This is a genomic window from Robinsoniella sp., from assembly GCF_034124845.1.
Map to the genome: position 1 here is coordinate 1 of NZ_JAWYAJ010000592.1, position 1906 is coordinate 1906.

General features: G+C 43.1%; 1 protein-coding gene and 1 pseudogene. Both read right to left on the reverse strand.

The genetic code is table 11. The features are described 5' to 3' along the window. Positions 1 to 230 (reverse strand): annotated as a pseudogene (locus ACH2DQ_RS29165) (hypothetical protein); the annotation flags it as partial. An 80-nt stretch (positions 231 to 310) separates the two neighbouring features. Next, a partial coding sequence (locus ACH2DQ_RS29170) for a response regulator (protein WP_395028823.1) occupies positions 311 to 1906 on the reverse strand: 1596 nt, incomplete at its 5' end.

The following is a 1906-nucleotide window of genomic DNA, read 5'->3' on the forward strand; positions in this document are numbered from 1 at the left end:
TGATGGAAGATCCTAACCACTACTTCTTCTCCATCATTACCTTCCTTTGCTTCACTGCCCTCTGCTTGTTCGTTTTTTGCTTCCCCGCCATCTGCATCTGCCACTGTATCCGCCTGTGCAACGCTCTCTTTCGTTTCGCCAGCTTTTCCTGCTTCCTTAGGTCCTCCGCACCCGGTTAACATTCCAACTGCCATACAAATTGCCATCGCTAATGCCGCTTTTCTCTTCATAAAATCTTTCCTCCTTCATTTGATGCTGCTATTATAACAACAGAAGACCTGCCAGACCATACGCCTGATTTGACAATATATTAGATTCTTTTACCTCTTTTCTTATATTCACTTGGGGAAATCTTCTCCACCCGCTTAAACACCTGATAAAAGTAGGCATAGTCGCTATATCCTGCCTTTTCGCATACATCCAGCACTTTACTTCCCGGTTCATCTAAAAGTCTTTTGGCGATATCAATCCGAAATCCCGCAAGAAGATCTACAAAATTCTCTCCTGTCTCCTTTTTTAACAACCGGCTTAAATAAGAAGAATTGACAGATAAAGTATCCGCCACCTGTGTCAAAGTAATATTCTGTTTATAATTCTGCCTGATATAATCCATGGTTCCCTGGGCAAGTGGATGGGTCAGCCGGTTTTCTTCCTTTAAATGCTTTCGAATCTCCCGTATAAAATCCACCAGATATTCCCTGGCGTCACGGATGTCCACGAATCCGTTAATTTCCTCCATCACTTTATTGGTATTTTTCTTCAGATCATCCTTGTGGAATTTTTCAGAATAGTGGCGCAGCAGGGTAATGCAGATTTCACTTAACATACATTTAATCCGGAATTCATCCCCTTTTGTCTCCTGCACAATTTTTTCAACCATCACCACAACCTTCTGGTCCCGCTCGCCATCTTCCATGTGTTCCAGATCTGCATAAAACTGATTTAGTTCTTTCAGAAGATAACCCGTATCCGGAGACACCGCTAAGGCTGCAGATGTCTGAAACAAAATGTTCTCCTCTGCGGTAAAATAGTTTTGATTTAATATTTCCACCGTATTTTTATAGCATTCTTCTAATTTAGCCACATCGTTGGTTATCCTGCTTACCGCAAAACAGCAGACACTGCCCTGTTCCTTTAACAGCCGGTCATTCATTGCATAGAGACAGCGCTTCATCTGTACACGGTGTTCCCGTGCACTTTTACCCGGACGGTGAAACGCAATAAATACCAGATCCTGATTTACCATTAAATCCACAAATCCCATATCGCAGGCTTCCTTAAAATGTTCCATGAGCTTCACAGCCACATTGGCTGATTCTCTTACTACCTGCTGATCCGAGGAGCGGATTCTGGCCAGAATCACAGAAAAATTTCTTTCTCCTAAATGTAAGTTTACAGTTTCATCCGCATCCATCCTGTCAGGGGAACGCCTGCCCTTGATCACCTCCATGAGAAATTGGCTCTGAAGCGCCTTTAAGGAACGGTCAATTTTCATCTTATACCGGTCATTTTCTTCTAAGAGCTGTCTCTGATAATGTTCCTTTTGAAGCTGTTCCCGGATACTGTCTATGGCTTTTTGAATAATTACCTCCATCGCCCCATTGTCAATGGGTTTTAAAACTAAATCACACACGCCAAGCTGAATTGCTTTTTTCGCGTATTCGAATTCCTGGTATCCGGTTATGATAATCACTTTTGTATCCGGCAGAAATTCTTTTACAAATTCCGTCAGAGACAAACCATCCAATCCCGGCATTTTAATGTCCGAAATAATCAGATGGGGTTTTACCTTCCGGATCACTTCCTTTGCTTCCAGTCCGTTCTCTGCTTCTCCCGCTATCTCACATCCCAGGACTTCCCACTGAATGGTCTCGATCAGGGATCTGCGAATCAGGGGTTTGTCATC